The sequence below is a fragment of the Campylobacter sp. GB48 genome, from assembly GCF_049221845.1.
Classification (GTDB): domain Bacteria; phylum Campylobacterota; class Campylobacteria; order Campylobacterales; family Campylobacteraceae; genus Campylobacter_D; species Campylobacter_D lari_C.
In genome coordinates this window covers 1-711 of sequence record NZ_JBMJAR010000088.1, presented here as the reverse complement: position 1 = coordinate 711, position 711 = coordinate 1, and the positions used below count along the sequence as shown (strand labels likewise).

Annotated in this window: 1 pseudogene; it reads left to right on the top strand. The window is 26.4% G+C overall.

Features of this window, described 5'->3' with window-relative positions:
- Positions 1 to 420: 420 nt before the first annotated feature.
- Positions 421 to 711 (top strand): annotated as a pseudogene (locus ACOTVC_RS08955) (hypothetical protein); the annotation flags it as partial.

The following is a 711-nucleotide window of genomic DNA, read 5'->3' as shown; positions in this document are numbered from 1 at the left end:
AGTTAGATTTTAGTGAAATAGATTTAAGTGAATTTATTGCTGATATTGTTGGAAATATTGAAGTAGATAAAATACAAGCTGATTCTATAAAAATACAAGAAAAGATTGAAAACAATCTTGAGAATTTAATAAGAAAACCTACTAATTAAAAAGAAAATAAAATTATAGAAAGGAGATAGAGTTTAGTTAAAAGTTTGTTTAGTAAGCCAAAGGGATTATTCTAAACCCTGCAAAAGCAGGGGATACTCAATAAGCCTTGACATAGCAAAGCATTAAGAGTATAATTATTAGAACAATGTTGAGCATTTAACTCACCTCCCTTCTGGGTGGTAAATTAATGCTAAAGGGTTGCGCCCCTTTGGCGTTGCACCCTTAATACAATTATACCAAACAAACTATTTAACTTCTTTAGTACAATTGATGAAAAGATTTTACATTTTATTCCTTAGTGTTTTAATTTTTGTACCTTCTTTATTATTTGGTGCTACAAATATAGATGATAATCATATTATCTTTACTTGGGGCTATGGTGAAGTAGCAAATGATATTTTACAAGTTATAAAAGATGTTATATCTTTGTCTCAATTAACTAATAAAAGTAAAGAATCTTTTCATATCAATATCTTAATCAATAGTGATACACTTTATAAAAATCCTTTATTGCAATATAATATAAATAGAACAATTTCTAAAGATGAAAATATCATTTAT